Annotated in this window: 5 protein-coding genes; 2 read left to right on the top strand and 3 right to left on the bottom strand. The window is 52.4% G+C overall.

What is annotated here, in order from left to right; translation table 11 throughout:
• Positions 1-288 (bottom strand): hypothetical protein (locus BMZ36_RS14675; RefSeq protein WP_218142744.1); only part of this gene is annotated, 288 nt, incomplete at its 3' end.
• A gap of 3 nt (positions 289-291) precedes the next feature.
• On the opposite strand from BMZ36_RS14675, the gene BMZ36_RS14170 reads away from it, so the two are divergent.
• The gene (locus BMZ36_RS14170) at positions 292-993 is read left to right on the top strand and encodes a TerC family protein (protein ID WP_505691144.1); all 702 of its coding nucleotides are present in this window, start codon (positions 292-294) and stop codon (positions 991-993) included.
• Between the two features lie 195 nt (positions 994-1,188).
• Complete coding sequence (locus BMZ36_RS14165) at positions 1,189-1,620, top strand: universal stress protein (RefSeq protein WP_177187906.1); 432 nt, start codon at positions 1,189-1,191, stop codon at positions 1,618-1,620.
• Positions 1,621-1,641: 21 nt separating this feature from the next.
• Here BMZ36_RS14165 and BMZ36_RS14605 read toward each other — a convergent pair whose 3' ends face one another.
• Together BMZ36_RS14605 and BMZ36_RS14900 are read right to left on the bottom strand one after the other, a co-directional pair.
• Positions 1,642-1,782, bottom strand: a complete 141-nt coding sequence (locus BMZ36_RS14605) for a hypothetical protein (RefSeq protein WP_177187905.1) — start codon at positions 1,780-1,782, stop codon at positions 1,642-1,644.
• Positions 1,783-1,931: 149 nt separating this feature from the next.
• The coding region (locus tag BMZ36_RS14900; protein ID WP_143086084.1) for a sodium ion-translocating decarboxylase subunit beta at positions 1,932-2,096 on the bottom strand (165 nt) is incomplete at its 5' end.

Here is a 2,096-nt window from a genome sequence, read left to right as displayed (position 1 = left end):
GCCCTCGCGCTTGGTCATATCCACTTCACCGTCTAAACAACGGCGCAGATAATTCTGCAAAATCAACGGCCTCCCAACTGGGAGGCCGTTTTTACGTGCACTGTCTTTTACGTGCCTTGTCTCTTTCATCCGCACAACATGCCACATCAAAATCACACTGCTTGTTAGGCGCACGAACATTGCTTTTTTAAAAAAGTCAATAATGAAAAACCAAAAGTAACGGGTGGTCTTAACCGGCCTACCAAGGTAAAATAACGCCCGACACTGAACCGCAGCATCGGACCTCATCAGATGATGAATTTATTTTCTTTACCAACGGAGTTTCTTGTCCCGCTTTTGCAGATTATCGGGATCAACATCGTACTCTCCGGCGACAACGCCGTCGTAATTGCCCTGGCATCCCGCTCACTACCACCGGAACAGCAAAAGAAGGCTGTAATCTGGGGCTCCGGCGCAGCCATCGTGATGCGGATTGTTCTCACCTTTACCGCAGCATCACTGCTCAACATGCCGTATCTGAAACTGGTTGGCTCGGTATTCCTGCTTTGGGTTGGCATTCAATTGCTCAATTCGGATGAAGAGGGAGAAGGTGACATCAAATCGAGCAACAACATGGCCGCTGCAATCCGTACCATCCTGATGGCGGACCTGGTGATGAGCCTGGACAACGTGCTCGGCGTTGCCGCGGCCGCCAAGGGCAACTTCCTGTTGCTGATCATTGGATTGGGCATTTCAATTCCCTTGATCGTTTTCGGCGCCAATATGTTGCTGCGCCTGATGGAGCGCTTTCCGGTCATCATCACCATCGGCGCTGCACTGCTTGGTTATGTCGGCGGCGAAATGGCTGTAACCGATCAAGCCATCTCCAACTGGGTCAATACGCATTTCCACGCTTTGCATCAAATTGTCCCGTTTGGTTGCGCTGCGCTGGTCGTCGCACTAGGCAAAATGCTGGCTGCAAAAAAACCGAAACACGCAAACGCTCAGGCTTAACCCTCCTTCGGCGGAACTGCAAACGAAACAAGTTTTCGAACAGCAGTTCCGCACATATCCCCATGACGTTGAATTTGCTATACAGAAACAAGAATGGCTCTGCCGCACCGGCAGGCCGCTTCGAAGGGTTTGCACCCGATGCTGTTTGATCCGACGCAGGACAATTACGTCCCTTCATCCAGAGAGAGCGAAATCATGAAAAGAGTACTTCTTCCCGTCGATGGCTCGGAATGCTCGCTGCGCGCAGTCGCACTGGTCATTTCCAAGCGAGCGCTCTACGCCAGTCCCGAAGAACTCGAAATTCATCTGGCCAATGTTCAACCCCCGCTTTCCAACGACGTCAGCCGCTTTGTATCGCGCGAGCAAATTGCCGAATTTCATCGCGAAGAAAGCGAAAAGGCCATGAAGGCCGCATGCGATCTTCTGGAGGCAGCCGGGGCAAAGTACATCTCCCACCATCTTGTCGGCAAGGTAGGAGAAGAAATTGCAAATCTGGCCGACTCGCTGCAATGCGATCAAATCGTCATGGGCTCCCATGGCCGCAGCGCTTTCCATGAATTCATCGTCGGCTCGATCTCGCTGAAAATCATCCACCTGTCGAAAATTCCGGTATTGCTGGTGAAATAAGCCCGAACAGCAGCAACCATTTCAAACAAAAAGCGGAACAGGCTGAGCTTGTTCCGCTTTTTTGCTTTCCTCAAAGACCGTTTGCAACACATCTGCAAACTGCCCCCTCACCACAGAGACACCGAGGCACAGAGAAGAGCGATAAATCAGAGCCTTGTGCATGTCTGCCTCCGTAGAGAGGAGAAATCTCAAAGCATAACAACTTGTTTTTCTCTGCGCCTCAGTAGTTCAACAGATTTTTGGGGTGGTAATACAACAAAAAAGCGGGCGGTCCGAAGACCGCCCGCTGCTTTGTTGCGAGAACGTGTTGCTTAGTAACCAAAGATCGCCAGCATCACGCCTGCAGCCACCACCGAGCCAATCTGGCCGGCCACGTTGGCGCCCAGCGCATGCATCAGCAGGAAGTTGTGCGGATCGGCTTCCAGGCCCAGCTTGTTGGAGACGCGCGCGGCCATCGGGAAGGCCGATACACCGGC

Origin of the sequence: Formivibrio citricus (assembly GCF_900115065.1) — a bacterium.
GTDB classification, from domain to species: domain Bacteria; phylum Pseudomonadota; class Gammaproteobacteria; order Burkholderiales; family Chitinibacteraceae; genus Formivibrio; species Formivibrio citricus.
Note: the sequence above shows the minus strand (reverse complement) of the source record. Positions and strands in the feature narration are given on the sequence as shown.